Below are 26,156 nucleotides of genomic sequence, written 5' to 3' on the forward strand. Positions count from 1 at the left end.
ATCGACATGCTCACGCTCCGCCAGCTCCGCTATTTCGAGGCTCTCAGCGAGACCCTGCATTTCGGGCAGGCCGCGCGCCGTCTCAACATTTCCCAGCCCGCCCTTTCGGCGCAGATCGCCCAACTGGAAGAATCGTTCGGCGCGGCGCTGTTCGAGCGGAGGTCCACGGGCGTCGCGCTGACGCCGGAGGGCGAGCGGGTGAAGCGGCGCGTGCGGCGCATTCTGGCCGAGGTGCGCGACCTCGAAGCCCTGACGCAGGCCCATGGCGAGCTTCTCGTCGGCCAGCTGCGCATCGGAATCATCGCCTCGCTCGCGCCCTATCTTCTACCGGGCCTTCTGGCGGAACTCGCGCGCTCCTATCCGCGCCTCACGGTCGGCGTGCGCGAGAACGTGACGGCAGCGCTCGCCGACGAGTTGGCGCGGGGTGATCTCGACTGCGTGGTTCAGGCGCTGCCGGTGGAGCGCAAGGGCGTCTCGACCATTCCGCTCTGCGAGGACCCGTTTCTGCTGGCCGTGCCGGAAGGGAGCGGCGATCGCATCTCCGCCCCCGTGTCCCCCAGCCAGCTGGAGAGCGAGCGCCTGATTCTCTTGGAAGAGGGCCACTGTCTGCGCGATCAGGCGCTGGACGTCTGCCGCATCGCGGAGCAGCGCGATCTGGCGACGCTCGGTGCCACCAGCCTTAACACGCTGATGCGCATGGTGGCGGGGGGCCTAGGCGTAACGCTCGTGCCGCAAAGCGCGGTCGAGACGGAAGCGCGCGCCGGCGGCATCCGCTTCCTGCCCTTCGAAACCCCCGTTCCCTCGCGCCATCTGGCGCTCGCCTTCCGCACCTCGTCGGGCCGGCGCTCCGATTTCGAGCGTCTCGCCGAGATGATCCGCGTGTGTCTCGGCCCGGCCGAGGGGAGCGGACACGAAAAGGCCGGCGACACACAAGCGCCGCCGGCCTCGATCTGATCAGAAAATTTTCGGGCGATTAGCCGCCGAAGCCGGGATAGTTGGGGCTTTCGCGGGTGATGGTCACGTCATGGGCGTGGCTCTCGCGCAGGCCCGCGTTCGAGATGCGCACGAAGGTCGCCTTCTCCCGGAACTCTTCCAGCGTCGCCGCGCCCGTGTAGCCCATGGCCGCACGCAGGCCGCCGGTCAGCTGGTGGATGACGTTCCCGACCGGTCCCTTGTAGGGCACCTGTCCCTCGATGCCTTCCGGCACGAGCTTCAGCGTGTCGCGCACTTCGGCCTGGAAGTAGCGATCGGCCGAGCCACGCGCCATGGCGCCGACCGAGCCCATGCCGCGATAGGCTTTGAACGAACGGCCCTGATGCAGATAGACCTCGCCGGGGCTTTCCTCGGTGCCGGCCAGAAGCGAGCCGACCATGGCGGCCGACGCGCCCGCCGCCAGCGCCTTGGCAAGATCGCCCGAGAACTTGATACCGCCATCGGCGATGATCGGAACGCCGGCCTTGTCGGCCACCGCCACCGCATCCATGATCGCGGAAAGCTGCGGCACGCCGACGCCCGCCACGATGCGCGTGGTGCAGATCGAGCCCGGCCCGATGCCGACCTTCACCCCGTCCGCGCCCGCGTCGATCAGTGCCTGCGTGCCACCCGGCGTCGCGACATTGCCGGCGATGATCTGGACTTCGTTGGACATTTTCTTGACGCGTGCCACGGCGTCCAAGACCCGCTGCGAATGGCCATGCGCGGTGTCGATGACGATGAGGTCGATCCCCGCGTCGATCAGGCGCTCGGCGCGCTCGAACCCGTCATCGCCGACGCTGGTCGCGGCAGCCGCGAGCAGACGGCCCTGCGCGTCCTTGGCGGCGTTGGGGTTCAGCTGCGACTTCTCGATGTCCTTGACCGTGATGAGGCCGATGCAATGGCCCTCGCCGTCCACGACGAGCAGCTTCTCGATGCGATGCTTGTGCAGAAGGCGCTTGGCCTCGGCCTGATCGACATTCTCGCGCACGGTGATGAGATTTTCGCGCGTCATCAGCTCGAAGATCTTCTGGCGATCATCGGAGGCGAAGCGCACGTCGCGATTGGTCAGGATACCGACGAGCCGCCCCTTGGTCTGGCCGCCCTTGCCGCCATTCTCCACCACCGGGATGCCTGAAATGCGGTGGACCTGCATCAGCGTGCGCGCGTCGCCCAGCGTCGCGTCGGGGCCGATGGTGACGGGGTTCACCACCATGCCGCTTTCGAACTTCTTCACCTGCCGAACCTGCTCGGCCTGTTCGGCGGGCGTCAGGTTGCGATGGATGACGCCGATGCCGCCGGCCTGCGCCATGGCGATGGCGAGACGCGATTCCGTCACCGTGTCCATAGCGGCCGAGAGCATCGGAATGTTCAGATGAAGCGAGCGGGTGATGCGGGTGCGCACATCGACCTGCCCCGGCATGACCTCGGAATGACCCGGCTGCAGCAGCACGTCGTCGAAGGTGAGCGCGAGCGCACCGGTGGCTGTTTCGATGATGCGAGCCATGGGCCAGTCCTTAAATGGAATGCGGCGCCTGGGAGGGCGCCGGATTGTCGAGGATTGGCACGGGCTCGTAGCACGGTGTCCGGCGGAAGGAAAGCCGCCGCGCCTAGCCGGAAACGAGGGTCTGGTATGTCTCCGGCACGAAGCGGAACGCGTCCTCCTCCGCCTGCACATAGCCGATCCCCGGAAACGGCAGGTGATAGCCGATCAGAGGTGTGCCGGACTCCGTGAGCTTCGTGGCCCAGCGTCGGCGCGTCTCGGCGGCCGCTTCCTTGTCCTGGTCGAAGCGCACATGCCAGTCCGGCTTCTGGAAGGACACGACGAACTGCGAGAACGTATCGGCCGTCAGCACCACGGTTTTCTCGCCCGAGCCGACCTCGAAGCAGAGCATTCCGGGCGTGTGGCCGAAAGCGGCGCGCGCCACCATGCCGGGCACGATCTCGCCGCCGTCCTCAACCAGCCGGGTCTTGTCCTTGAAGGGTCCGAGCTTCGTCTCGACCGCCTTGGCATTCTCGGCGCGCGGACCGTTCTTCGCCTCATCTGAAGTCCAGAATTCCATTTCCTGTCGCCCGACGACGATCGACGCGTTCGGGAAGGCCGGCGCGTCTCCCTCTGTCAGGCCGCCAATATGGTCGCCATGCAGATGGGTCAGCGCGACGACATCGATGTTCCCAGGCTGGAAGCCGGCCGCCTGCATCCGCTGCCGCAGAAGGCCCATGCCATTGGCGCGCCCGCCCTCGCCAAAGCCGGTATCTACCAGCACGGTCTGCCCGCCGGTTTCCACGATGACGACATTGAAGAAATTGACGAAGCGATCACGCGGCAGCCGGTTCGCCGCCATGAGATCGCCCACAGTCTCGGCGCTCTGGTTCTCGCCGAAGGTCGGGTGCGGACCCTCGCCGGGGCGAACGCCATCGAGGATCACCGTGACGCGCGCGTCGCCCAAGGTGAAGCGGTGCCAGCCGGGCGCCAGGGGATGCGTGTCTTCGCTCGTCATGCTCGTCTCCGATCTTGCCGTGCCGGCCGCCGAGTCCTGAGCCGCAGCGGGGCCTAGCCCTAGGCTCGTGGCCGCCAGACCGCCGGCCGCCACCATGATCGCCTCGCGGCGGTTGAAACGTCCCGTGTTCGGCATGGCCGTTCTTCCTCCAAGCTAGGCATCCCGGGCGAAAGGGCCAGATGCCTTCAGCATGTCACCGCGAATGTCAGACCAACATGCGATTTGAGCGGGGCGCGGCAAGGCGCTCCCCTTTTCGTGAAAAGCGCGTCATGTCATTTGAGGCGAGCAACGCTTCCCTCTTCCCGCCGTTGTTGCGGTGTTCTTGAAGCTCGACAGCGCAGGGTACGAGTCGCGCCGGCTTCGTTCGTGGCCCGACCGGAGGCAGCGGGGTTCGCCCCCTGCATCAGGACAGCCGGACCCCGAAGGAAGCCGGAATGCGCGTCCCGGCGCCAGCCCGGGCGGGCGTGATGGCGGGTCCGCCCGCCTTTCGCCTGTTCGGATACAGCCGTTCCGCCCCTTTCGGATTCTCGTCCCGTGAAACGCATCGTCCCTGTCGTCCTCGCCGTCGCGCTGTTCATGGAGAACATCGACTCGACCGTCATCGCGACCTCGCTCGCGACCATTGCCCGCGACATCGGCGCAAGCCCGATCGCCCTCAAGCTCGCGCTGACGAGCTATTACGTCTCGCTCGCCGTCTTTATCCCGATCTCGGGCCGCATGGCGGATCGGTTCGGCGCGCGCGCCGTCTTCCAGATGGCGATCGGCATTTTCATGCTTGGCTCGCTGGCCTGCGGTTTTGCCAATTCGCTGGAAGGCTTCGTCGCCGCGCGCTTCCTCCAAGGGATCGGCGGCGCCATGATGACGCCGGTCGGGCGGCTGCTTCTGGTGCGCGCGGTGCCGCGCTCGGACCTTGTGGGTGCCATGGCCTGGTTCACCATCCCGGCCTTGATTGGCCCGCTGATCGGCCCCCCGCTCGGCGGCGCGATCTCGACTTATGCCGACTGGCGCTGGATCTTCTTCATCAACCTGCCGATCGGGGTGATTGGCATGATGTTGGCACAGCGCTTCCTGCCGTTCATCGAGCCGATCCGCGACACGCAGTTCGACTGGCCAGGTTTCGTGCTGTCGGGTCTGGCGTGCGCGGGCGTCGTGTTCGGTCTATCCGTTGTGTCCCTGCCCGCCTTGCCGCCGTCGGTGGGTGTCGCCACGACCGTGATGGGCCTCGTCTTCGCGCTGATCTATGTCAGACATGCCCGTCGGCACGAGCGGCCTGTGGTGGAGCTTCGTCTCTTTCGTATTGCGACCCTGCGCGCGGCCGTGGTCGGCGGCGGCCTGTTCCGCATCGGGGCGGGCGCCGTGCCGTTTCTGTTCCCGCTCATGCTCCAGCTCGGCTTCGGCTATTCGCCCTTTCAGTCCGGCCTGATCAGCGCCGTGTCGATCGGCGGGGCGATGATGATGAAGACGCTGGTGAAGCCGATCCTGAAGCAGTTCGGCTTTCGGGTGACCCTGCTCAGTGCCGCCGTCGTGGGCGGCGTCCTCATGGGCGCGCTTGGCTTCTATCGGCCGGACATGTCGCTGGCGGTGCTGGTGCTTCTTCTCCTGATCGGCGGCTTTTTTCGCTCACTCTTCTTTACAGGTGTCAACACGCTGGCCTTTGCCGACGTGCCGCAAGCCAAGACCGGCGACGCGACGGCACTTCTGGCTGCGTTCCAGCAGGTCGCCATTGCCGGCGGCGTCGCTGTGGCAGGCGCCGTGCTGGAAGGCAGCATGATCTGGCACGGGCGCGATAGCGCGATGCTCGGCGACTTCACGCTCGCCTTCTTCGTGGTCGGCGTCGTGACCGTGCTTTCCACCCTTGCCTTCCTGCGCTTGCCGGCCGATGCCGGGGCAGAGGTCGCGGGGCGGCGCGTTCCGGCAGAATAAAACGACACCCACAAAAAAGGGCGGCCTTCGGAGCCGCCCTTTTCATATCCGTGAAGGTCGATCAGGCCTCGTCGCCCGTCTCGTCCTCGGGCTCGCTGTCGTCGCCCTCCGCGTCGGGCTTGCGCCGGCCGCGAAAATCCTTGGCGAGCACGTAGAGTTCCACCGATCCGTCGCGCGACGCCGGCGGCTTCACATGATGGACCGAGCGGAAGTTCTTTTTGAGAAGCGCCAGAAGCTCCCCTTCCGTGCCGCCCTGGAAGGTCTTGGTCAGGAAGTGACCGCCCGGCCGCAGCGTGCGGATCGCGAAATCGGCCGCGACCTCGCACAGATGCAACGTGCGCAGATGGTCGGTGCGCCGATGGCCCGTGGTGGGCGCTGCCATGTCCGACAGGACGATGTCGGGATCGCCGCCCAGAGCCTCGATCAGGCGTTGAGGCGCGCTGTCGTCGAGAAAGTCGAGTTCCAGAATCGTCGCGCCGGGGATCGGATCGACCGGCAGATAGTCGATGCCGACGACCCGCGCGTCGTCTGGCTTGGTCGCCGTGCGCTCCACCGCGACCTGACACCAGCCCCCCGGCGCGGCGCCGAGATCGACGATCTTCATGCCCTTCTTCAGGAGTTTGTAGCGATCGTCCATCTCGATCAGCTTGTAGGCCGCGCGCGAGCGGTAGCCGTCCGCCTTGGCGCGGCGGACATAAGGGTCGTTCAGCTGGCGCTCCAGCCAGCGGCGGGAAGACACTTTCAGCCCGCGCTTCTTCTTGACGCGGACCGTCAGCCCGCGATCGTCGCCTCGTCCTGAACCTGTCACGCGTCCGATCCTGCCTGTCCTGTTCCTGCCAAGTGGGATGCCGGGCGGCGCCACACGCCGTCCGCCACCATCATTTCCGTGAGCAATCCCTCACGCAGCCCGCGGTCCGCCACCCGAAGGACCTTGGCCGGCCACACGCGCCGGATGGCCTGGAGAATAGCGCAGCCCGCCAGAACCAGATCGGCCCGATCCGAGCCGATGCAGGGGTTGGCGACGCGCTCCTCGAAGCTCCAGCCGAGCAGCTTGCCGACGAGGCCGTCCACGTCCCGGTCGTTCAGCCAGAGCCCGTCCACCTGCCGCCGGTCGTAGCGCTCCAGCCCCAGCTGGATTCCGGCCAGCGTCGTGACGGTGCCCGAGGTGCCCAGAAGATGGAACCCGTCCCGTCCCACGAGGTCGGCCAGCCGGTTGCGACCGGGAAAGGCGTGAATCATCGCCTCGACTTCGCGCACCATATGCTCGAACAGTTCGGGCGTGACATTGCGCCCACCGTGTTTCTCAGCCAGCGAGACGACGCCGACCGGCAGCGAGGTCCAGGCCACGATATTGTTGGCGAGCCGGCGATTGGTGCCGCGCCGGAGGTCCAGAAGCGCGATTTCCGTCGAGCCGCCGCCAATGTCGAACAGAACCGCGCCGCGCGCCGATCGGTCGATCAGTGAGCCGCAGCCGGACACGGCCAGCCGGGCCTCGGTTTCGCGGCTGACGATCTCCAGCCGCAGGCCCGTTTCGCGTTGAACGCGCGTGATGAACTCGCGCCCGTTGGCCGCCGATCGGCAGGCTTCCGTCGCGATCAGCCGCGCACCGCGAATCTCGCGCGCCGACAGCTTGTGGCTGCAGATTTCCAGCGCCGCGACGGCGCGATCCATCGCGGTCCCCGCGAGGCTTCCCGTACGCCCCAACCCCTCGCCCAGGCGCACGATGCGCGAAAAGGCGTCGATGACACGGAACTGCCCGGGCCTTGTCGGCACCGCGATCAGGAGCCGGCAATTGTTGGTGCCGAGATCAAGCGCGGCATAAGCCGGCACACGAGGCGCACCATGCGTCGCGGCAGATCGGCTTGGCGCATGAGGGGCAGCCGGAGCAGTCGGCGCCGGGCTTGGCCGGCCGGACGCCGCGCCAGCGGGCTGCGCCGCCGCCGGGAACCCTGCGCGGCCCTTGCGGCGGCGGCGATTCTTGCCCTGCCCCGGCCGCGCGCCAGGTGGCCCTTTGCGTTCGCGCAGCACGCGCTCCGCCTCCGCCACCTTCGCGCCCAGCGCTGGCGGCAGCTCGCGAAGTGCCGATCCGCCCGGAGGCGGTGCGGCAGGCGCATTGGTCTTGCGTCGACGGCGCTTCTGGCGCTTGGACGGCTTTCCGGCAGCTGATGGAGATGCATGGGAGCCAGCATTGGGCGCGCCGCGCTGCGGCCGGGCGGAGGCACGCGCCTCTCCCGTCTCCGCGCCCGCGCGCTCGCCGCCTTGCGACATCCCACTCGATCCGTCTCGCCCGAAAGCCTTGTCGTCCTTTACCTTGGCAGCTCCTCGACCTTCTCTCGTCTCATGGTTCACTTCATATCTCCGGAGCGGCGTTCGGCCTGCCCCCTCGGCCCCCGTAGGGCCGCTTTCGTTGGATAGAAGTGTAGCCATCCGTTGTTTTTACACAAGGCACCCTTTCATCCAGCGGGCCGACACTCCACGATTTCCCTCGGTTTCCTGGCCCTCATCGCCCGATCGGATCCGCCAGAGCCTCTCCTGATCGTCTCGTGGCGACGGCAAAGCTCAGAAAGGCGATTGACGCCCCCGCACGAATCGACTACATCGCCATTCATCGAACGGCGGCCAGCGAAACTGACCGAATGGATCGAAAGCGGATCACTCGAAACGATCTGCTCTCCTGCTGGGGAATAGTTTAAGGGTAGAACAGCGGACTCTGACTCCGCTAGTCTTGGTTCGAATCCAGGTTCCCCAGCCATCCTTTTTAAGCTTTCGATTTTCCGTATTTATCAATAGCTTAGTTGGCGGACACAAAAGCTTAGTACCTCACCGGTATCTCAACATGGTATCGCACATTGCCATTCGCGCTTTAGCCGGCGGAAATTAAAGTCACGCCAGCTGGCTCGATACGTCCGAAGCAGCCGATTCGGTGGCGTTGAAGCAAGCGACTGTAGTGAATAAGCTGTCGCTGCCGACCTAGCCCTCTGCTGCCAGAATGCTAAAGCAGCACGTCGTCCCCATCGCATTGACCTAGACATCTATCAAATATTGCCTAAAGTATCCGAAACTGGGTTTTCCACGAGGCGGAAGTGATAGACTCAATAGCGCTGAAATTTGGCAGCAGTTCGGGTCAGCCCCCTCTTGAGTTCCCCGTAACCCCGGTCACGGTCTTTGTTGGACCCAATAACTCCGGCAAGAGTAAAATAATATCTGAAATCCATCTTGAGTGCACAGTCGGCGGAAAGACAAGGCAAACTAGAATACTAGAAAATATACATTTTAGTACAAACGATGAATCAGATGTTGACCGGATAATACAAAATATTACCCTCACTCCACTTCGAAGCGAAGCGCTGTACGACGGCCATATCTATGTTGGTCGCAAAGGAGAACGAAATTTAGTATACCTAAGCAGCCTTCGGTCCGCAATAACTGATCCAAATGATGCTGATTACAGACCGCATTTTTCACAACATTATCTAAAGTATGATACGCTACTTTTAGACGGGACTGGACGGATAGGCTTAGTCAATGAACAGAATGCCGGCGATCTATTAGCACCTGCCCTTACTAGTTTGCAGCACTTATTCCGAGACGACGGCCTCCGGGCGTCTTTAAGCGAGATCGTTTACAGGGCTCTAGGAAGCTATCCGGTTATAGATCCAACCAAACTTGGCTCCCTTCGCTTGCGCTTGTCGAAGGTGGCACCTCCATCACCCGCTATTGAAAGAGGGCTGAGCGAGGAGTCCGTGCGCTTTCACTCTGAGGCTGTGCCCATTGCGGATGCGAGTGATGGGGCAAAAGCATTTACTGGCATTCTTAGCGAGATACTCGCGGGTAATCCGCGAATCCTTCTTATGGACGAGCCGGAGGCCTTCCTCCACCCCTCCCTTGCCTTCATGCTCGGGCGCGAAGTGGCTCGTTCACTAGCCGCGACAGATAAGCGACTATTCGTGTCTACACACAGCTCTCAATTTTTAATGGGCTGCATACAATCAGGCGTGCCGATAAATGTAGTGCGCCTGACGTATCAAGATGGGGTGCCGACCGCGCGACTTCTTGACAGTGAAACAATAGTATCCCTCATGAGGAATCCCTTACTCCGATCGACCGGCGTGATATCTGCTCTATTCTATCAAAGTGTGGTAGTAACTGAAGGCGATCCCGATAGGGCTTTTTACCAAGAGATTAATGAGAGGTTGACCTCGAGAGACCGGGGAGTGAACAATTGCATCTTTCTGAATGCACAGAACAAACAGACTATCCCTATAATCGTATCACCTTTGCGTAAGCTCGGCATCCCAGCGGCAGCAATTTACGATATCGACTACGTTAAGGATGGCGGTGGAGTGGCAACACGTTTCTTAGAAGCCGCTGGTATACCAGCCCTCACCCAGAGCGGATTATCAACGACGCGCGCAGCAATTCTTCGGGCGCTCCAAGAAGCTCATCCGGAATACAAGACAAAAGGTGGGATAGCGGTTCTCCCAGAGGGGGACCGGAACGCCGCAAACGAATTCTTCGACCAGTTGGATCAGTATGGTGCGTTTGTAGTACGTGGTGGTGAACTTGAGTCCTGGCTATCTGAACTCCAACAGAGAGGACACGGATCTAATTGGCTGATTCCGATCTTTGAGCGTCTCGGTGAGGATCCTGAGTCAGACTCTTACGTCCATCCAGGAGAAAATGATATCTGGGAGTTTATGGATAGGGTTGCCAGGTGGCTAGCAGATCCTAGGCGGAAAGGAATCCCTCTCTAAAACTTTTGGGCAACGCAGCGAACGAGCTGAGCCTCCGTCACGCTCCGCTTGGTTAGTCTGCGCTCAAGTCGCAGCGTTCAGAACGAGTTGATCCTTGGACTACGGTCGAAGTTGGCCGCATACTACATCAATGTATCTCAGCACTGGCTCACTTAGTTGCCGTCGTGGCCCCCTACTTATCCGCGTGTGTGACAAGTAGGTCGTCTTCCGGCAGGCGGCATGATGTTGGTCCCCTGCGGATCAATCCCTCGAAAAGTAGGGACCTCGGAGTTCCCAGCGAGGCCCTTACTAGAGGTCAGTCCTACCGAGGTGCGATGCCGAGGACGTCGCGGATCCAGTTGCCGGTATCTATGGCTGTCTCCTCCCATGGGCGGGCTTCCGCCGTCGCCTTCAGCGCAGCGGCATCCGCTGCCCTCTGACGTTCGTCGGAAAGCTTCCGCATGTGGTTGACGTTGAAGACAATCAGCTTGCCATCCTGGTCCTCCAGGAAGGTCCCGTTCTCACGGTCCACCATGGCAATGGTCCCGCCTTCGAGGTGTCTATAGGTGATCGCCCCTTCGAAGGTCTTCCCCCGCGCGTCCACGGCTTTGTAGTCCTCGCCCATGGTCTTCAGAATGTCCTGATAATCGGCCGGGAGGTTCTGGCCTTCCAGACCGATCAGCGGATCCCCTTCGAAGCTGGGGGTTCGGTCAAACACCTGTTCTGTGGCCGCATCGATCGCGGTGTCCAAGTTCATGCCTGACTTGGCGTATAGGTCGGCGACCTTCTCGATCTGCGAGGCATACGCCAAATCGTAGATCATGCTGTGGCTCGTGAACCACCCGCTGAGCTTCGAACGGACCTTCTGGCCGATCTCTTGGCGCTTGAAGGCGAGGTTCTGCTCCATGCCGTCCGTGGGGTTCACGACTTGGTTGGCGAACTCCAGGGCCGACTCGTCGCTGCTGCCCATGTACCGCTTGTGAACGTCCACGGCCTCGTAGAAGTCCCGCGACTTATCCGAGACCTGGGACATGACATAGTTCTTATTGGATCCCTTCAGGTCCAGATAGGTCTTCGCCCGCTCCTCGATGTCGGCCACCGTCGCCGGGTCATTGGCGGCGTCCACGCTCATGTAGCGCCGCTCCACGCCGTCCAGCTCGTCCTTGATGAAGGGATCATCCAGGTTCAAGCGCCCCGCCCTACGGGCCACCTCCTGGCGCATGGCGGCTTGGGTGATCTCCCCGGCATCCACGCGGGCCTGGAGGTTGGCCGTCAGATCCCCGAGGAACTGGGTCTCTTGCTCCTTCTGGGTCAGCGTCTTGCCGTTCGGCCCGGTGACGTCGTGGAAGGCCGTGGTGTCGTTGTCGATCAGGACCCGCTTGAGGTTGGCCTGACGGGTCTCATGGAACAGGGTCGCGGTGTCCCGATTGAGGACCACCTTCTTCCCCTGGTGGATCATGCTGGCGACCTGGGCCGAATAGCGGGGATCGGCGGCAAGCGATCCGATGTCCTTCCCATCGGCCCCCTTGCGGCCCTGGGTGACCATCGCCAGAGCGGCCTCGGGGTTCGTGTCCACCAGCTGGGAAGCGATGGTCATGACGTGGTGGTCGATCAGCTCGGGCGTGGTGATCCGGTCCTTGCCGGCCCCGACGTCCTTGTAGAACTGCTGGACGTTTGCGTGGAGCTGTTCCGGTGAGACCCCCTCCTGGACCCATCCGTCCACCTGGGACTTCAGATATTGGAAGGTGGTGTTCCGGGTGAGCTGCTCGCGCTCCTGGAGGCCCTGGGAGGTCTTCTGGTTCGACGCCCATCCCACGACGTCATCGACGTATCGGGAGAAGCCGCCGGTCACGAAGGGGTCGCCGTTGACCCCCTTCATGTACTCCCCGGCCCGCTTCCGGACGAACGCTTCCACGTCCATCCCAGAGAGGTTCATGGGAGCCAGCTCGGCCTTCAGGTCGGTGGCCCACTGGGCCCCATCGGCCGCGCCCGCCATCTTCTTCAGACGGGCATTCGCGATGGGCTCCCCGTTGATGAGGCCGGTCTCGGCAATGGCCCGCTTCTGTTCGGCCGTGGAGAGGTTGAGGACGTTCTCCTGGCGCTGGGCCGCAATCTCATCGCCGGCCTTTCGCTTGAGCCGCATGGCGGTCCCAAGGCCCGAGAGATTGTGGTTGAAGAAGCCGAGGGCGTCGATCAGGTTCTCGGTGGTGGCGTCATCAGCTGGCCGCGCCGGCTGGACGAAGGTGTCCACTGGGCGGTCTGCGGGACGCAGCTGGGCGGTCGGGAGGTCCCTGACCTGGACGCGCGGTGTGTTGGACATGGTGTTTCCTTAGGGTCTGATGGGCGACGTAAGCCCAGAGTTGCGGATACGCGGCAGCGATCCGGGGACGCCTTGGGCTCCCTCAGTCTGACGCGTGGTGGTTCGATGGTGGTTCGTTAAACGGTGAGCGCGGCGGCGTTCGCCAGGGCGTCAACCCGCCCGTTCAGCGGATCGCCGGCATGACCTTTCACCCATTCCCAAGTGATCGATCGGCCGGCGGCCAGGGCGTCCAGCTCTTGCCAGAGATCCAAGTTCGCGATCGTCTTTTGGCTCGCGCTTCGCCAGCCATTGGCCTTCCAGTTGGCGAGCCAATGAGCCATGCCCTTCAGAAGATACTGGCTGTCAGCGATCACGATGATGGGCAAGGTGCGCCCCTTGAGGGCAGCTAGACCGGCTATGGCCGCCCGAAGCTCCATTCTTTGGTTCGTGGTGTACGCCTCGCACCCCGTTATCTCTTTGCGCTTCAATTCACTTCCCGAAGGGCTGACCCGTCGAAGGAGCGCGGCGAAGCCGCCAGGGCCTGGGTTCCCAAGGCAAGAGCCGTCTGTGTGGATTGTGATGTAGTCGCCGGTAAGCGTTTCCTTAGGCGGCGGTTTGGATGGCACGATGGGTCGTCTCCTCCTAACGAAGAGCGCCCCGAGGCTTCCCCCGAGGCGCTAAAACGGTGTGGTCATGGTGAGCTTCTAGGCCGCTTATCAGGTGCGACCTCCCCAAAATGGGGAGCTATAGGAATGGGGAGCGTAGGGCTCAAAACTCATGGCCGCCGTCCCCTGTATCCTCCTCGTGATCCTCAGTCGGGACGCATCCGAGGCGATCGAGATAGGACATGCAATCCCCGATCCGGTGGCCCATAAGATCCCTGAAGACGTAAGCGGCAAACTCAGGGCTTGCCTGTAGGCGGGGCCCTATGGCCTTCCGGATGATCCTGGCCGCGTCACGGGCTTTCGCCTCCAGTTCTTCCTCTGTGAGATCCACCGGGGAATACTCCCGCCCCTTCGCGAGATCGAAGGCGTGACGCCAACTGGCGACCTCTAGGCCCTCGTCTCCCAGGGCCACCAAGGCTGCTCGCATGTTGCTGACCTGGGCTTCCGACACTCCCGAAGCCCCAGCGACCTCCCGGATGGAATAACCCTGCTGTGCCCTGGTAAGGTCCCAGGCCAGATCCTGTCGTTGCCTGTTGTCCAGCACAAGAGCGACCTTGCCGGCTCTCCTACTGGCCTCCAAGAGCGCCTGAGGAGGCGTCCCCTGGAACACCTCAACAGGGATGTCGCTGCGGCCGAACCGGCGATAGACCTCAAGCCTATAATGGCCATCAACCACGACGAAGGTTCGGCCGGCGGGGATCACAAGGATCGGGTCTAGGTCGCCTCCCGGCCCCACGCTTTTTAGGGCAGCTGTGAGGTCGCCCAAGTGCCAATCTGCAAGGGATGCTCCCCGGACACTGAAGGCATCGGGATCCGTCCTCAGGGCCGCAACAGGCAATTTCGTGGGGTGCTGACCCGTGGTCGGGGAAGACAGCCTAGCCAGGCGATCCAGTGCTATCGCTCGCCTCGACCGGCCGGCTCCTTGGACGAGTTCCCCAAAGGCATCCAGATCGTTCTCTCCACGTGCCGCCGTCTGCCTCATGCGACATCCTCTTGAAACTCGCTGAAGTGATCCCGGCGGGGCCGCCCGTCCTTGCAGAGGGTCAGGTTGCTGCGTCTGAGATCGCATCGATCATTGCCGACAAAGCGGACGGCTTGCCCACGGGACGCTTTGAGGAGGACCCGGTGGACCGGAATGAGGTTGCCGGGTGAGCGGGTGATGCAGGCTTTGACGTAGGCGTGACCGCTCCCGTTGTCGTTCAGGATCCACGGGGCTTCCCTCAGGATCTTTGGAAGGCCGTCATAGTCCTGAGCCTCCACGACCGCCCATCGGCCTCCTTTGGCGTCCAACGGCACAAGGACGATAGGGACGTTCTTTGTGTCTCTCTCTCGAATGATGGGAAGGCGGCTTGCAGGTTTCATGGTTTCCTTTCGTTGGATACAGAAAGGGCCTCGCAAGGAAGTAATCCCCGAGACCCCAAAGTTATCTTCTCAGTGTATCAGCTTCTACCTATGCCGAAGCGATAGATGGAGTTCGTATGATCTATTGGTATTAAACAAGACCTCGCCAACCCCTAGTTAATCTCAGGCTACGAAGGGAAGGGCTAGGGACGCCGCCTGGCGCTTTCTCTTGCTACGGGTCATTCTCATTCTAAACTACTGTAATCGCTTATGTTTTACCTATCAAGATTAGATCCAGTAAAAGGCCCGAAGAGAGCCAGCCATTACTTCCGGTCAGGTCAACCCTTCCAACGCTCGATAGAGCGCCTGCGTCTCTCTCTGCTTCTCTTCCAGGTCCCGCTCCTCAAGGGCGGCAAGGCGCAAGCCGGCAGCCCCTAGCGCCTGGGTGATCCATGCGCCCATCACTTCGGCCACTTTGGGCGGAAGCTCTCGGTAGACTCTGCGGACCTTGCCTGTCCGATGGTCCCAGCCAGCCCCGACGTTCATGTCCCCGACGCCGCGAACCCGCCGAACAAGCTGGGTGGCGAATGCACGATCAGAGCGGAACCGCCTCGGCTCCAACTCGCGCATGACGAACATGGCTAGGGCAGTATCGACCACTTCTCCGTTCAGCCCCTCGGCCGCAACCCGCGACACGGCATCGGCGGCCTTGGTCTCATAGGCGGGCATAGGTCGGCCCGCACGGTGCCTCTCAAGTATCCCTGAGGCGTAGCCCACGACGTCGCCCCAGCGGGCCTCCAGCTGTCCCCAGAGCGGGCTTCCTGCATTCTTCGCTCTTCTGGCACTCACAATGCGAAGGTACGGCTCAAGGGCGGCCTTGGTGATGCCCTGTTGGTCCGTGCTGCCGTGGCGTCTGAGACGGGCGCGGTGTGCGCGACAGTGGACCCCAAACCGCGTGGCGGTTCCCGAGGTGCATCCTGCGGCGCGGCATATGCGTGTCATGGTTCTCCTTCTGAGATTAGTGGCCGTCCTGAGGCGAACAGAGCCGGAATTATTCTGACGTGGTGAGCCGGCCGGCTGCGGTGCTCGGCTGGCTTATGGACGCACCACGGTTCACGCGATGGGCCTTCAGCGGTTGCTCGATGGGTGCTTGGGTCTCAAGATCGGGACCATTTAGGAGGATGATCGACACCGCTCCTTCTTGCGGTTGGTCACCCTATTCCGGTGGGCGGCTCGGCAAGGGCTCAGGCTGGGCGTTCCCTATAGCTATGGGTCACCATGAAGGCCGTGGCCCTGTGTTGGCCTTATTGCGGACCACCCTCGAAATTCCCTCTTGTGCCTTTCCCAGCCTTCGGGCTCCATGGCCGTAAGGCCCCCGACAACTCCTTGATTTTTTAAGGAGGAGTCCGCCTGTGAAGAAGACCAAACGCCCCAAGACCTCCCGTCCCCGTCCCCCAGCTGCGGCTCCAAAGCGCCCGCAAAGGGATCCATTGACCACTACGAGCATCGTGCTCAGGGGCCTGCGCTTGGCGTTCGAGCTGGCTCAGTGGTTCTTAGAATGAGGGCGCTATGGGAGGGGCGCTGGTTTAGCTCCGCTCCAGCGTTGAGCGTTCCACTCGCCAGAGGTCGGCCTAGAATGGGGAACCACAGTTCCGCATGTTGCGGAGTCATGGCCCGCCCCTCTCCCCGAAGGCTCCTCATGAACCAAGTGGCTGACGTCCCGGCTCAGAAGAAACTTGGATGCCATCCCAAGCCAGAGCCAACCGAACAACGGCGGTTCCTTGGTCATCTCAAGGTCTATCTTAAGACCATGTATCCGGGATGCCCCAAGGATTGGCGGCAGGGATTGCTACTGCGAACCCGGCAACGAGGCATGTATGGCCGTCTCGGTGAGATCGCGGGCCTGTTGGTCTCCAACTCGATACGCCATCAGGTGACCAGCTATGAGCACCTCTTACAGCTCGGTGGGGCTGACCTTGGAGACACCCCTCGACAGGCTGCGCGGAAGATCGTGGCGAGGGACGTGGAAGACCTTGCGGTCTCTTGGCGCGTTGGGTCGGCAGAGAACGACCCCGGCTATATCGAACTCCGGGATGAGTGCCGCCGACTCTGGCGCGAAGCCCCTGAGGGAACGCCCGTTCTGGACTTGATAGCAGCTGAGAACGCGGCCATTGCCCAGTATCTGGAAGAATGGGCCGTTGGGCGTGAGGTCCATCAAGTGAGCCCTGGGGACCGGCCGGCGGCGACCTTGGTTCTCAAATGGTCGAAAGCATCGTCACAGACCAGCGCATAGGCCCCTTCTCGATTTGCTGCGAGGATCCTTGCCCGTCCTCCGGTCTGTCCATATCCTCCCCGGAGTGCGGTGGCTCATGCCTCCCGCCCCCTTTGGCTAGAAGGGCATCATGGAGGGTCGCGGGGACGAGACTGCGGCCCTCTCCCGCCATCTAGCCATAGGCTTATGCCCAGGCCGCAAGAGCCGCTTGGGCCGCTGCCGGATCGTCCTTGATGCGATAGACGGTCTGCCGCGAAAGGCCGGTGGTGCGAGCGATCTCGGCCACGCCCATTCCCTTGCCCGCCATGTCCGCGACGGTTGCGACGTTCTCGGCCGTGTAGCTCGGCTTGCGGCCCTTGTACGCTGTTCCCGCGTCCTCGCCCTGCTTGGCCTTTGCCGCCGCAATGCCGGCCCTCTGGGCCTCCTTCGTGGCCTCGGCCTGGGATTGGCCCATCGCCGCCATGAAGCCGATCAGCGCATCGCGCACGGCGGCAGACATGGGGTCTGTAGCCTGCCCGTCGAAGACCATCCCGTTGATGACAGTCCGCACGGTCACGCCCCGGCGCATGAAGTCGCGAATGGTGTCGGTCACGTCCTCATAGTTGCGGCCCAGGCGGTCGATCCAGCGGACGACCAGGGTGTCCCCCGAACGCAGCATGTCGAAGAGGCGCTTGCCCTCGGGGCGATCCTTCATCTTCACCGCCACCCCCGACACGCCATGGTCAGCGATGACATGATCGAAGGTGAACCCTGCGGCCTCGGCTTGGGTACGCTGGTGGTCTAGCGTCTGTTCGGTGGTGGAGACACGGGCATAGAGGAAGGTGGCCATTAGGGATCCGGACTGTCCGTTGCGGTTATGTCCGAATAGATGAACGTCCGAATGTTCATAGTCAACCCTAACGGACGATCTTTTGTCCGAATAAGCGCCGTCCGCTACGGTATGCCCTAACGGACAGCAATAACCTGGGCAACGGCGCTACACGCCCATCTAACGAGTCTTTCCCATCAACGTGTCGAGGGCGAGCAATGAAGCACGTTATCTACAAGACAACAGATCCGGAGACGGGCGAGTATTATCTTGGGAAGCACTCCACCAAAGACATACGGGATGGCTATCAAGGATCCGGACGATGGGTTGCGAACTGTCGCCGCAACGGAATCCCCTTGGTCACTGAGGTCGTCTCAGTCTTTGAGACTGAGCGAGAGGCCCTTGCACATGAGCGCAGCTTGGTGACCGCCGAACTCCTGAAGACCGACCCTCTATGCCGGAACCAAACAAGGGGCGGTCGGGGCAGCTTCTCGCATCTTGCGGGTGTACCAAAGCCCGATTGGCTCAAGGCGTCGGTATCCCGCAAGCTTGCTGGTTTGTACGCCGCAATGTCCCCAGAGGAGCGATTCGAAGCTAAGAGCCGCTTTCATGGCCGCAAGAGGCCCGACCATTCCGCAAGGATGCAGGGGGACGCAAACCCATTCTTTGGCAAGACGCATTCCCCTTAGACCAAAGCCAAGATCGCGGAATCCCGCACTTCTCAGCAGAGAGCCGAAGCATCCAAGGGCAACACGAATGTTCGGGGAAGGAATTGGTTCAATGATGGGTTATCCAGTTACATGCTTCCGTATGAGATAGGGGTGGCGAAGGGGCTCGTAGTTGGTAGGTTGGGCGGTTGGAACAGATCAGTCGGCCGACCCCATTCCGAAGGGACCAGCTAGGGGACTGTAGGAGTCGCGCATCACGCGGAATAGCTCGGGTGTCATGCTCGGCCACGCGCGGGAATGGCTCGGGCGTCACGTGCGCCAAACCGTGCGCGGTTGTCCTGCGCGACACCGTGCGCCCCCAGGGGGGTCTTCCGCGCAAGCTATATTATCGATTGACCGCTCAGATTTTTCCACCAGACATTCCGACCGCATACTTTGGGAGATACGGTTGGTCAAAGGTGCTGACGGGGTTCATCCTGTCGCGATCCCAAAACGCTTCCCAGATCATTCTGCCGAACCAAGGCGCTTTGAATTAAAGGCAACCGTTCCACTCGATCTCGAACCGCCGGCCGATCTTGATAGACATTCCAATTGTTTCCTTGGGGTTCCTGCCAAGGTCGCACCAGCACGGCACGGCAGACCCCTGTGGTCACCGGCTGGCGTATCGTTTTGCCAACGGCATGTCGGGAGCAGGGACGGCCAATTTCCAACTCAGTCCACTGGAGATGGGGTCTCGTGAGCTACAGGAAGATGAACGCTTTCGACCACCTCGCGGATCTGCTGTACGAGCGGGCCAGCTGAGTACCGGCCTAGGGTCTCACCTGTCCTCTTATGTCCGACTAGTGAGGCAATGAAATTCTCGCGGTTCCCTGCCTGTTCCGCTTTGGTGATGAACCAGCGCCGAAAGCTATGGAAGTCAACGCGGGACTGGCGAGAGCCCTTAGGAACGTCGTCCACTTTCATCTTGCGACGATAAGCAGTGAAAGCCTTCACCACCTTCTGGGATCGTTCTACGGCGCTCCCTGGCTTTGGCACGGGCAACTCGGGAAATAGCGGATCAGAAGCGCCCTTCCCCTTCGTTCTACGGGCAACAATTTCCAGTAGACCGGGGTGGATTGGAACCATGCGGATGCCAGCTGGGGTCTTGGCCTCGGTGATGTCAAAGCGGTTATCGAAGATGTCCCCGACCGTTAGCTTTGCGATCTCTTCGATCCGCATCCCCGATAAGGCGGCGATCGTCATCATGTCTCGTAGAAGGTCGGAGGGCCTTCCCCGGAACAGTCGGACTATCTCATCGTCCGTATATGGTCGCTTGGCATCGCCCTTTTTGGGTTGAACCTTAGCAAGGGACTGGCGAGCCCAAACGTTCTCTTGGGCATAGTCTTTTGTCTCTAACCATCTCCAGAAGCCCGATAGGCAGGAGATATCCTTGTTAGCTGTACGCCAATTGATCCCAACGCTTACAAACGCCTCAGTGACATATCGACCGGCGATCTTCCGGGTGCATCTCTCGACAGTCATAGGAAGGCGGTTGGTCTCAAGCCAAGCAACAAACTTGGTGGCGGCGCAGCGGTAATCGAGAACCTGACGCGGCTTCATTGGCCGCTCGGCTAGCCACTTCTCAATCAGGGGGGAGATTGGGGTCGCCTTACCGCTGGCGGTATCGAAGAACTCCTTGGCCCGCGTCACCCCTTCCCGCTTCGCGATCTCCTCCGCTCGATCATGGAGGACTAGCTCCAAGCGGTCCCTCTCGGTGACCTCATCATCTTGACCATCCCAATCGAGAGATGACGTTCCCTCGTGATCGGCCTCGACTAACATCTCCCGCCATCCAAGGGCCTCTGACACCAAAGGCGAAGTCCCGGCTGCACCCCGCAACAGTGTCCTCTCGGCTGCCTCAAGCTCGGCCTTCATCTCCGCTACGTGTCGAAACTTGTCTCTGTTCGCGATAGCAAGGCTATCAGTATGCAGTGATTGTTTGAGATGGGCGCGGCCAACGATCTTACGCAGCCGATCAGGCACCTTCACCACGACTATCCATTGGTTGCCGTGTCGAGCGAGATAACGCCGGTCGTGAGCCATGAGGGACCTTCTATGCGATGCAGTACCGCACGGGTACCCCAACTCAGTACCCCACAGCAAGCCCTTCAAATCAAGCACTTCAGGACTTTCCGTGGCTTATATAAATCAACGCTGAGGGTCCAGGTTCCCCAGCCAGCTTAAAATCCAAACCCAAAAGAATTCAGGCGTCGAGCCCATTCTCTAGCCGACGCATCTCTCGTGTTTCAGACACTCGGGTTAGACAATCGCCGTCGCAGACTGATCCTATCGATTGAGCTGAACGTGAAAATTGTCGCGGTTAACAGCCCGTCACCATTCGCTTTCTGGAAGTGGCGCCAAACTCTGGCGATCTCCATTCGTGCGGTCCAAATCCCCTCCCTCCTCGCGCCGACCTCTGTGACCGGTGCGCCATATGATACGAGGCATGACCGCGAAGCGTCTTCCCGAATAAAATCGGCATCGAAACGGTGAACGGTCCGGACGCGAACGTGGCCGACATCGTGGTCGCCTTTTCCGGCTCTGGCATTTAGCGTCTTGGTCGGATCATTGGAATCGAGGCCATGTCTCTGGACGCTTCTCCCGCCACGACGCTCACGATGGGCCGCGTCACGCTGACGGTTCACGATCTCGATCGCGTCGTGGCCTTCTATGAAGAAGCCGTCGGGCTGCATCTCCTTCGTCGGGATGCAGCCAGCGCCGAACTGGGCGTCGGAAGGCACGTTCTTCTCGAGTTGCGGCACGACCCGACGGCGCGGCGTCGCTCTGCGCGCGAGGCGGGGCTGTTTCACACGGCCTTTCTGCTGCCAAGCCGCACGGCGCTGGCGAACTGGACGCGCGAGGCGATGCGCCGGCAGAGGCCGGTCGTCGGCGCGTCGGACCATGCGGTGAGCGAAGCGATCTATCTGTCGGACCCCGAAGGCAACGGCGTCGAAATCTATGCCGATCGTCCGCGCGACCAATGGCGATGGGAGAATGGCGCGGTCGCCATGACGACGGACGCCCTTGATGTCGAGGACCTCCTCGCCGCCAGCGACGGCGCGCCCTGGACCGGTGTGCCGGAGGAAAGCTCGGTCGGGCATGTGCATCTTCAGGTCGGCGCGCTGGACGAGGCCGAAGCCTTCTATGCCGGCCGTCTGGGCCTCGATGTGACCTGCCGTTATCCCGGCGCGATCTTCTTTGCGGCCGATGGCTATCACCATCACCTCGCGACCAATATCTGGAACAGCCGAAAGGCGGGTCCGCGCGCCTTCCCGTCGACCGGGCTTTCGGAACTCGAAATCCATGTGGCTCCGGCACGCGCGGCGGGAATCGGAGCAGGCGGTGAAAGCGATACCCAGACGCCGCTCACGCTCGCCGACCCTTGGGGCACACGGATCGCGCTTCTCGTTCGATAAGGAGGTCGGACCATGCTGGTCGATGGCAAATGGGTGGAGAATTGGCAGCCGGTTCAGGCCAAGGACGAAAAGGGCGGCTTCGTTCGTCAGGTCTCGGGCTTCCGCCACTGGATCACCCCGGACGGCTCGGCCGGGCCGACGGGTGAGGCCGGCTTCAAGGCCGAGGCCGGACGCTACCATCTCTATGTCGCGCTGATCTGCCCTTGGGCCTCGCGAACGCTGATCGCGCGCAAGCTCAAAGGGCTGGAGTCATCTGTCAGCGTGTCCATCGTCGAGCCGGCTTTAACCGATCAGGGCTGGCGCTTCGGCGACGGAAGCCTGGCCGATCCCGACCCGCTCCACGGCGCGCGCTATCTGCACGAACTCTACACACGCGCCGACCCGCATTACACCGGCCGCGCGACGGTTCCCCTCCTCTGGGATCGCCAGACGGATACGGTGGTCAGCAACGAGTCCGCCGATATCCTTCGCATGTTCAATTCGGGCTTCGGCGATCTGGCGAAGAATAGCGTCGATCTCTACCCTACGGACCTGCGCGCCGAGATCGACGCGCTGAACGAGCGGATCTATCCGCGCCTGAACAATGGCGTCTACCGCGCCGGCTTCGCGACGACGCAGCTGGCTTATGAGGAAGCCTTCGCGGATGTCTTCGCGGAGTTGGGCGAGTTGGAAGACCGGATGTCGAAGGGTGGGCCGTTCCTGTTCGGCGACCGATTGACGGAAAGCGATATCCGACTGTTCGTGACGCTGGTTCGCTTCGACGCGGCCTATCACGGGCTCTTCAAATGCAATCAGCGGCGCGTGACCGATCACCCCGCGCTTCAGGCCTATATGCTGCGCATTCTTTCGCTGCCAGGTGTCCGCGAGACCGTCAGCATCGATCATATCAAGCGCGGCTATTATTCGATCCGGGCTCTCAACCCGACCGGCATCGTGCCGCTCGGGCCGGACCTGCCTTGGGCCGCGCAAACAAGCGCCTGAGCACGGCGGACACGGAGCCAGCCGCGACAATCAGGCGGCTGGCGGTTCTCTTGTCAGCCTTTAATGCGTTTGCGGCCGAAGGCAACGAAGGGAGCCGGCTCACTCGTTGCTCCCTTCCCCGATTATCCCCCCCTGGCCCGCATGGCCGGACCCAAAGCGGGCCCTGACGCACGAAAGCATCCCGAAGCGGCAGAGGGTCAATCGATGACGCCGGGCATGATCCGCGCGAGAAAGCGGATCATCCTGTGCCTGCGCCGCGACCTACCAGAGCGCCGCGTGGCGGTTCACGTCCTTGTAGAGGAGATAGCGGAACGGGCCGGGGCCACCGGCGTAGCAGGCCTGCGGGCAGAAGGCCCGCAGCCACATGAAGTCCCCGGCCTCGACCTCCACCCAATCTGAGTTCAGGCGATAGACGGCCTTGCCCTCCAGGACATAGAGCCCGTGCTCCATGACATGGGTTTCCATGAAGGGAATGATGCCGCCCGGCTGGAAGGTGACGATGGTCACATGCATGTCGTGGCGCAGATCGTTCGGATCGACGAAGCGCGTCGTGGCCCAGGCGCCGTTCGTGTCGGGCATCGGCGTCGGCGCGATGTCCTTCTCGTTGGTGAAGATCGGATCGGGTTTGGCGATCCCCTCGGCGGCTTCGTAGCGCTTGCGGACCCAATGGAACGTCGCCGCCGCCTCGCCCTCGTTGCGCAGGGTCCAATTGGACCCGGCCGGCAGATAGGCAAAGCCGCCCGGCGAAAGGCGGTGCGTCTCGCCGTTCAGCGTCACGCTGATCTCGCCGGAGACGACGAAGAGCGCGCCCTGCGCTTCCTCGTCCGGCTCAGGCTTGGCGCTGCCGCCGCCGGGCTGCACTTCCATGATGTATTGCGAGAAGGTCTCGGAAAAGCCCGTCATCGGCCGCGCGATGATCCAGAGCCGCGTCTTTTCCCAATGCGGCAGGAAGCTCGTCACGATGTCGCTGTAAACGCCGCGCGGGATGATCGCATAGGCGTTCGTGAAGACCGCCTTGCCGGACAGGAGCTGGTCCTGCCCCGGCAAGCCGCCGGGCGGCGAGAAGTAGGAGCGTTGTGTCATGGCCGACGCCTTCCTCTGAATGGTGAATCAGGCTTCGCATCGCATGAGGAAGGCTTCAGCGGCAACGCCTCTTTCTTGCCGTCTGGCCGCGCTTGAGAGTAAGCCTCGGCTGACTGAGGAGACGACACGCCCATGACCGCCCCGCGCCCATCCATCGACAGCCTCATCGCCGCAGAGATCGGCGCGCGGGAGGCGCAGGTCACCGCCGCCGTCGCGCTGCTCGACGGCGGCGCGACGGTTCCCTTCGTCGCGCGCTACCGCAAGGAGGCAACGGGCGGGCTGGACGACGCGCAGCTTCGCACGCTGGAAGTGCGGCTCACCTATCTGCGCGAGCTGGAATCGCGGCGCGAGACGGTGCTGCGCTCCATCCGCGAACAGGGCAAGCTGACGGACGCGCTCTCGCGCCAGATCGAGGGCGCGACCACCCGCGCCACGCTGGAAGACCTCTACCTCCCCTTCCGTCCCAAGCGTCGCACGCGCGCGGACGCCGCGCGCGAAAAGGGTCTCGGGCCGCTGGCTGAAACCCTCCTGACCGATCGCTCCGCCGACCTGGAGGCACTGGCCAAGCGCTTCCTCGGAGATCAGGTGGCCGACACCAAGGCGGCGCTGGAGGGCGCGCGCGACATCGTGGCCGAGACCATGGCCGAGACGCCGGCGCTGGTCGGCGCGATCCGCACCCATCTCGTCGCCAAGTCGCGCATCCGCGCCAAGGTGCAGAAGGGCAAGGAAGAGGCCGGCGCCAAGTTCTCCGACTATTTCGACCATGAAGAGAAATGGGCGACGGCCCCGAGCCACCGCGTTCTGGCGCTTCTACGCGCCGAAAAGGAAGGCGTCATCTCGCTCGACATCGAAGTGGATGCCGACGACGCCTCGCCGGTGAAGCCGGTTGAAGCGATGATCGCGCGGCAGTTCGGCGCGAAGACGCAGGGCGGCACGCCGGCCGAGCGCTGGTTGATGGATGTCGCGCGCTGGGCGTGGCGGCAGAAGATTCACGGCTCGCTCTCCAACGAGATGATGGCGACCATGAAGGAAGGCGCGGATGCCGAGGCGATCCGCGTCTTCTCGCGCAATCTGAAGGACATTCTGCTCGCCGCCCCCGCCGGGCCGAAGGCGACGATGGGTCTCGACCCTGGCATCCGAACCGGCGTCAAGGTCGCGGTCGTGGACGGAACCGGGCGGCTGGTTGAGACGGCGACGGTCTATCCGTTCCAGCCGCGCAATGACGTGGCGGGCGCCATGATGGTGCTGGCCGGCCTGATCGAGAAGCACAAGGTCGAGCTGGTCGCCATCGGCAATGGCACGGCCAGCCGCGAGACCGAGAAACTGGCGGCCGATGTCATCGCCAAGCTGCCGGGGGTCAAGCCCACCAAGGTCGTCGTGTCGGAAGCCGGCGCGTCCGTCTATTCGGCCTCCGAGATCGCCTCACGCGAATTGCCGGGGGTCGATGTCTCCCTGCGCGGCGCGGCGTCCATCGCGCGCCGCCTGCAGGACCCGCTCGCCGAGATCGTGAAGGTGGACCCGAAGGCCATCGGCGTCGGCCAATATCAGCACGATGTCGATCAGCCCGCGCTCTCCCGCGCGCTGGAAACCGTGGTGGAAGACGCGGTGAACGCGGTCGGCGTGGATGTGAACACCGCCTCCGCCGCGCTCCTGTCGCATGTCTCGGGCATCGGCCCGTCGCTGGCGGACGCGATCGTCGCGCACCGGGACAAGGAAGGCCCGTTCAAGACGCGCCGCGCGCTTCTGAAAGTGCCGCGCCTGGGGCCGAAAGCCTTCGAGCAATGTGCGGGCTTCCTGCGCATTCAGGGCGGCACGGAGCCGCTGGACGCCTCGGCGGTCCACCCGGAAGCCTATCCCGTGGCGCGCAAGATCGTCGAGGCCTGCGGGCGCGATCTGCGCTCGCTGATGGGCGACGGCGCGGCGCTGAAAAAGCTCGACCCGCAGCGTTTCGTCGGCGACGGGTTCGGCCTGCCGACGGTGAAGGACATTCTGGCGGAACTGGAGAAGCCCGGCCGCGACCCGCGCCCGGCCTTCCGCACGGCGAGCTTTGCCGAAGGGGTCAACGAGATCAAGGACCTGCGCCCCGGCATGATGCTGGAAGGCACGGTGACGAATGTCGCCGCCTTCGGGGCCTTTGTGGATATCGGCGTCCATCAGGACGGTCTCGTGCACGTCTCGCAGATCTCGGATCGGTTTGTGAAGGACCCGGCCGAGGTGGTGAAGGCTGGCCAGGTCGTCCGGGTACGCGTGGTCGAGGTGGACGAGAAGCGCAAGCGCATTTCGCTCTCGATGAAGACACAGGCCGAGCCGGATGCCGCCCCTCGCAAGCGCGACGAGGCTGGCGCTTCCAAAGGCCAAGCCCGGCCGGATCGGCGCGAGGCGAAGCCCGCCGCACCTCAGATCGGCGGCTTCGGCGCGGCTTTGGCCGACGCCTTCAAGCGCCGATAGGTCGCCG

At 62.9% G+C, this 26,156-nt stretch carries 19 protein-coding genes and 1 tRNA gene; 8 read left to right on the forward strand and 12 right to left on the reverse strand.

Annotated elements, in window-relative coordinates; all coding sequences use genetic code 11:
* Window positions 1-6 precede the first annotated feature (6 nt).
* On the forward strand, window positions 7-954 hold the full coding sequence (locus tag AUL36_RS07710) for a hydrogen peroxide-inducible genes activator (RefSeq protein WP_062219486.1): 948 nt from the start codon (window positions 7-9) through the stop codon (window positions 952-954).
* A gap of 19 nt (window positions 955-973) precedes the next feature.
* Here AUL36_RS07710 and guaB read toward each other — a convergent pair whose 3' ends face one another.
* Both guaB and AUL36_RS07720 read right to left on the reverse strand, forming a co-directional pair.
* Entirely contained in the window at window positions 974-2,479 is a 1,506-nt protein-coding gene (gene guaB / locus AUL36_RS07715) for an IMP dehydrogenase (protein WP_058600220.1), read from the reverse strand.
* Window positions 2,480-2,582: 103 nt separating this feature from the next.
* Complete coding sequence (locus tag AUL36_RS07720; protein ID WP_062219488.1) at window positions 2,583-3,608, reverse strand: MBL fold metallo-hydrolase; 1,026 nt, start codon at window positions 3,606-3,608, stop codon at window positions 2,583-2,585.
* Window positions 3,609-4,007: 399 nt separating this feature from the next.
* On the opposite strand from AUL36_RS07720, the gene AUL36_RS07725 reads away from it, so the two are divergent.
* Complete coding sequence (locus AUL36_RS07725) at window positions 4,008-5,396, forward strand: MFS transporter (protein WP_062219492.1); 1,389 nt, start codon at window positions 4,008-4,010, stop codon at window positions 5,394-5,396.
* 61 nt (window positions 5,397-5,457) lie between these two features.
* Here AUL36_RS07725 and AUL36_RS07730 read toward each other — a convergent pair whose 3' ends face one another.
* Complete coding sequence (locus AUL36_RS07730; RefSeq protein ID WP_062219494.1) at window positions 5,458-6,204, reverse strand: RlmE family RNA methyltransferase; 747 nt, start codon at window positions 6,202-6,204, stop codon at window positions 5,458-5,460.
* On the reverse strand, window positions 6,201-7,664 hold the full coding sequence (locus AUL36_RS07735) for a Ppx/GppA phosphatase family protein (RefSeq protein WP_062219496.1): 1,464 nt from the start codon (window positions 7,662-7,664) through the stop codon (window positions 6,201-6,203). The genes AUL36_RS07730 and AUL36_RS07735 overlap by 4 nt, the downstream gene beginning before the upstream one ends.
* Before the next feature lie 410 nt (window positions 7,665-8,074).
* Between AUL36_RS07735 and AUL36_RS07740 the strand changes: the two genes are divergently transcribed.
* Together AUL36_RS07740 and AUL36_RS23185 are read left to right on the forward strand one after the other, a co-directional pair.
* Window positions 8,075-8,148: transfer RNA gene (locus AUL36_RS07740), tRNA-Gln, on the forward strand.
* A gap of 331 nt (window positions 8,149-8,479) precedes the next feature.
* Window positions 8,480-10,150: an ATP-dependent nuclease gene (locus AUL36_RS23185; RefSeq protein ID WP_082655703.1), complete on the forward strand. Its 1,671-nt coding sequence runs from the start codon at window positions 8,480-8,482 to the stop codon at window positions 10,148-10,150.
* A gap of 301 nt (window positions 10,151-10,451) precedes the next feature.
* Here AUL36_RS23185 and AUL36_RS07745 read toward each other — a convergent pair whose 3' ends face one another.
* From AUL36_RS07745 to AUL36_RS24565, 5 genes are all read right to left on the reverse strand, one after another.
* Window positions 10,452-12,449 (reverse strand): hypothetical protein, encoded by a 1,998-nt coding sequence (locus AUL36_RS07745; protein ID WP_062219498.1) that lies wholly within the window; start codon window positions 12,447-12,449, stop codon window positions 10,452-10,454.
* 116 nt (window positions 12,450-12,565) lie between these two features.
* On the reverse strand, window positions 12,566-13,054 hold the full coding sequence (rnhA, locus tag AUL36_RS07750) for a ribonuclease HI (protein ID WP_062219500.1): 489 nt from the start codon (window positions 13,052-13,054) through the stop codon (window positions 12,566-12,568).
* Window positions 13,055-13,196: 142 nt separating this feature from the next.
* Complete coding sequence (locus AUL36_RS07755) at window positions 13,197-14,075, reverse strand: ParB/RepB/Spo0J family partition protein (RefSeq protein WP_062219502.1); 879 nt, start codon at window positions 14,073-14,075, stop codon at window positions 13,197-13,199.
* On the reverse strand, window positions 14,072-14,455 hold the full coding sequence (locus AUL36_RS24195) for a hypothetical protein (protein ID WP_062219504.1): 384 nt from the start codon (window positions 14,453-14,455) through the stop codon (window positions 14,072-14,074). Before AUL36_RS24195 ends, AUL36_RS07755 begins: the two co-directional genes overlap by 4 nt.
* 312 nt (window positions 14,456-14,767) lie before the next feature.
* A complete protein-coding gene (locus tag AUL36_RS24565; RefSeq protein WP_244497069.1) occupies window positions 14,768-15,163 on the reverse strand; it encodes a hypothetical protein in 396 nt (131 codons plus the stop codon).
* A gap of 1,081 nt (window positions 15,164-16,244) precedes the next feature.
* On the opposite strand from AUL36_RS24565, the gene AUL36_RS24970 reads away from it, so the two are divergent.
* The gene (locus tag AUL36_RS24970) at window positions 16,245-16,727 is read left to right on the forward strand and encodes a DUF2293 domain-containing protein (RefSeq protein WP_374700748.1); all 483 of its coding nucleotides are present in this window, start codon (window positions 16,245-16,247) and stop codon (window positions 16,725-16,727) included.
* Window positions 16,728-16,890: 163 nt separating this feature from the next.
* Here AUL36_RS24970 and AUL36_RS07775 read toward each other — a convergent pair whose 3' ends face one another.
* Both AUL36_RS07775 and AUL36_RS07785 read right to left on the reverse strand, forming a co-directional pair.
* Entirely contained in the window at window positions 16,891-17,535 is a 645-nt protein-coding gene (locus AUL36_RS07775; RefSeq protein ID WP_062219510.1) for a recombinase family protein, read from the reverse strand.
* A gap of 1,358 nt (window positions 17,536-18,893) precedes the next feature.
* Window positions 18,894-20,264 (reverse strand): tyrosine-type recombinase/integrase, encoded by a 1,371-nt coding sequence (locus AUL36_RS07785; protein WP_082655705.1) that lies wholly within the window; start codon window positions 20,262-20,264, stop codon window positions 18,894-18,896.
* Between the two features lie 539 nt (window positions 20,265-20,803).
* On the opposite strand from AUL36_RS07785, the gene AUL36_RS07790 reads away from it, so the two are divergent.
* Together AUL36_RS07790 and AUL36_RS07795 are read left to right on the forward strand one after the other, a co-directional pair.
* Window positions 20,804-21,637, forward strand: a complete 834-nt coding sequence (locus AUL36_RS07790; protein WP_062219515.1) for a VOC family protein — start codon at window positions 20,804-20,806, stop codon at window positions 21,635-21,637.
* Between the two features lie 12 nt (window positions 21,638-21,649).
* Window positions 21,650-22,618 carry a glutathione S-transferase family protein gene (locus tag AUL36_RS07795; protein WP_062219517.1) on the forward strand — a complete coding sequence of 323 codons (969 nt, stop codon included), beginning with the start codon at window positions 21,650-21,652 and terminating at the stop codon, window positions 22,616-22,618.
* 261 nt (window positions 22,619-22,879) lie between these two features.
* On the opposite strand, the gene AUL36_RS07800 is transcribed toward AUL36_RS07795, so the two are convergent.
* The gene (locus AUL36_RS07800) at window positions 22,880-23,701 is read right to left on the reverse strand and encodes a bifunctional allantoicase/(S)-ureidoglycine aminohydrolase (protein WP_062219518.1); all 822 of its coding nucleotides are present in this window, start codon (window positions 23,699-23,701) and stop codon (window positions 22,880-22,882) included.
* Window positions 23,702-23,833: 132 nt separating this feature from the next.
* Here AUL36_RS07800 and AUL36_RS07805 point away from each other — a divergent pair, with 132 nt between their 5' ends.
* Window positions 23,834-26,149, forward strand: a complete 2,316-nt coding sequence (locus AUL36_RS07805) for a Tex family protein (protein ID WP_062219521.1) — start codon at window positions 23,834-23,836, stop codon at window positions 26,147-26,149.
* Window positions 26,150-26,156: the final 7 nt, after the last annotated feature.

The sequence above is a fragment of the Aureimonas sp. D3 genome (assembly GCF_001463805.1).
GTDB classification, from domain to species: domain Bacteria; phylum Pseudomonadota; class Alphaproteobacteria; order Rhizobiales; family Rhizobiaceae; genus Aureimonas; species Aureimonas ureilytica_A.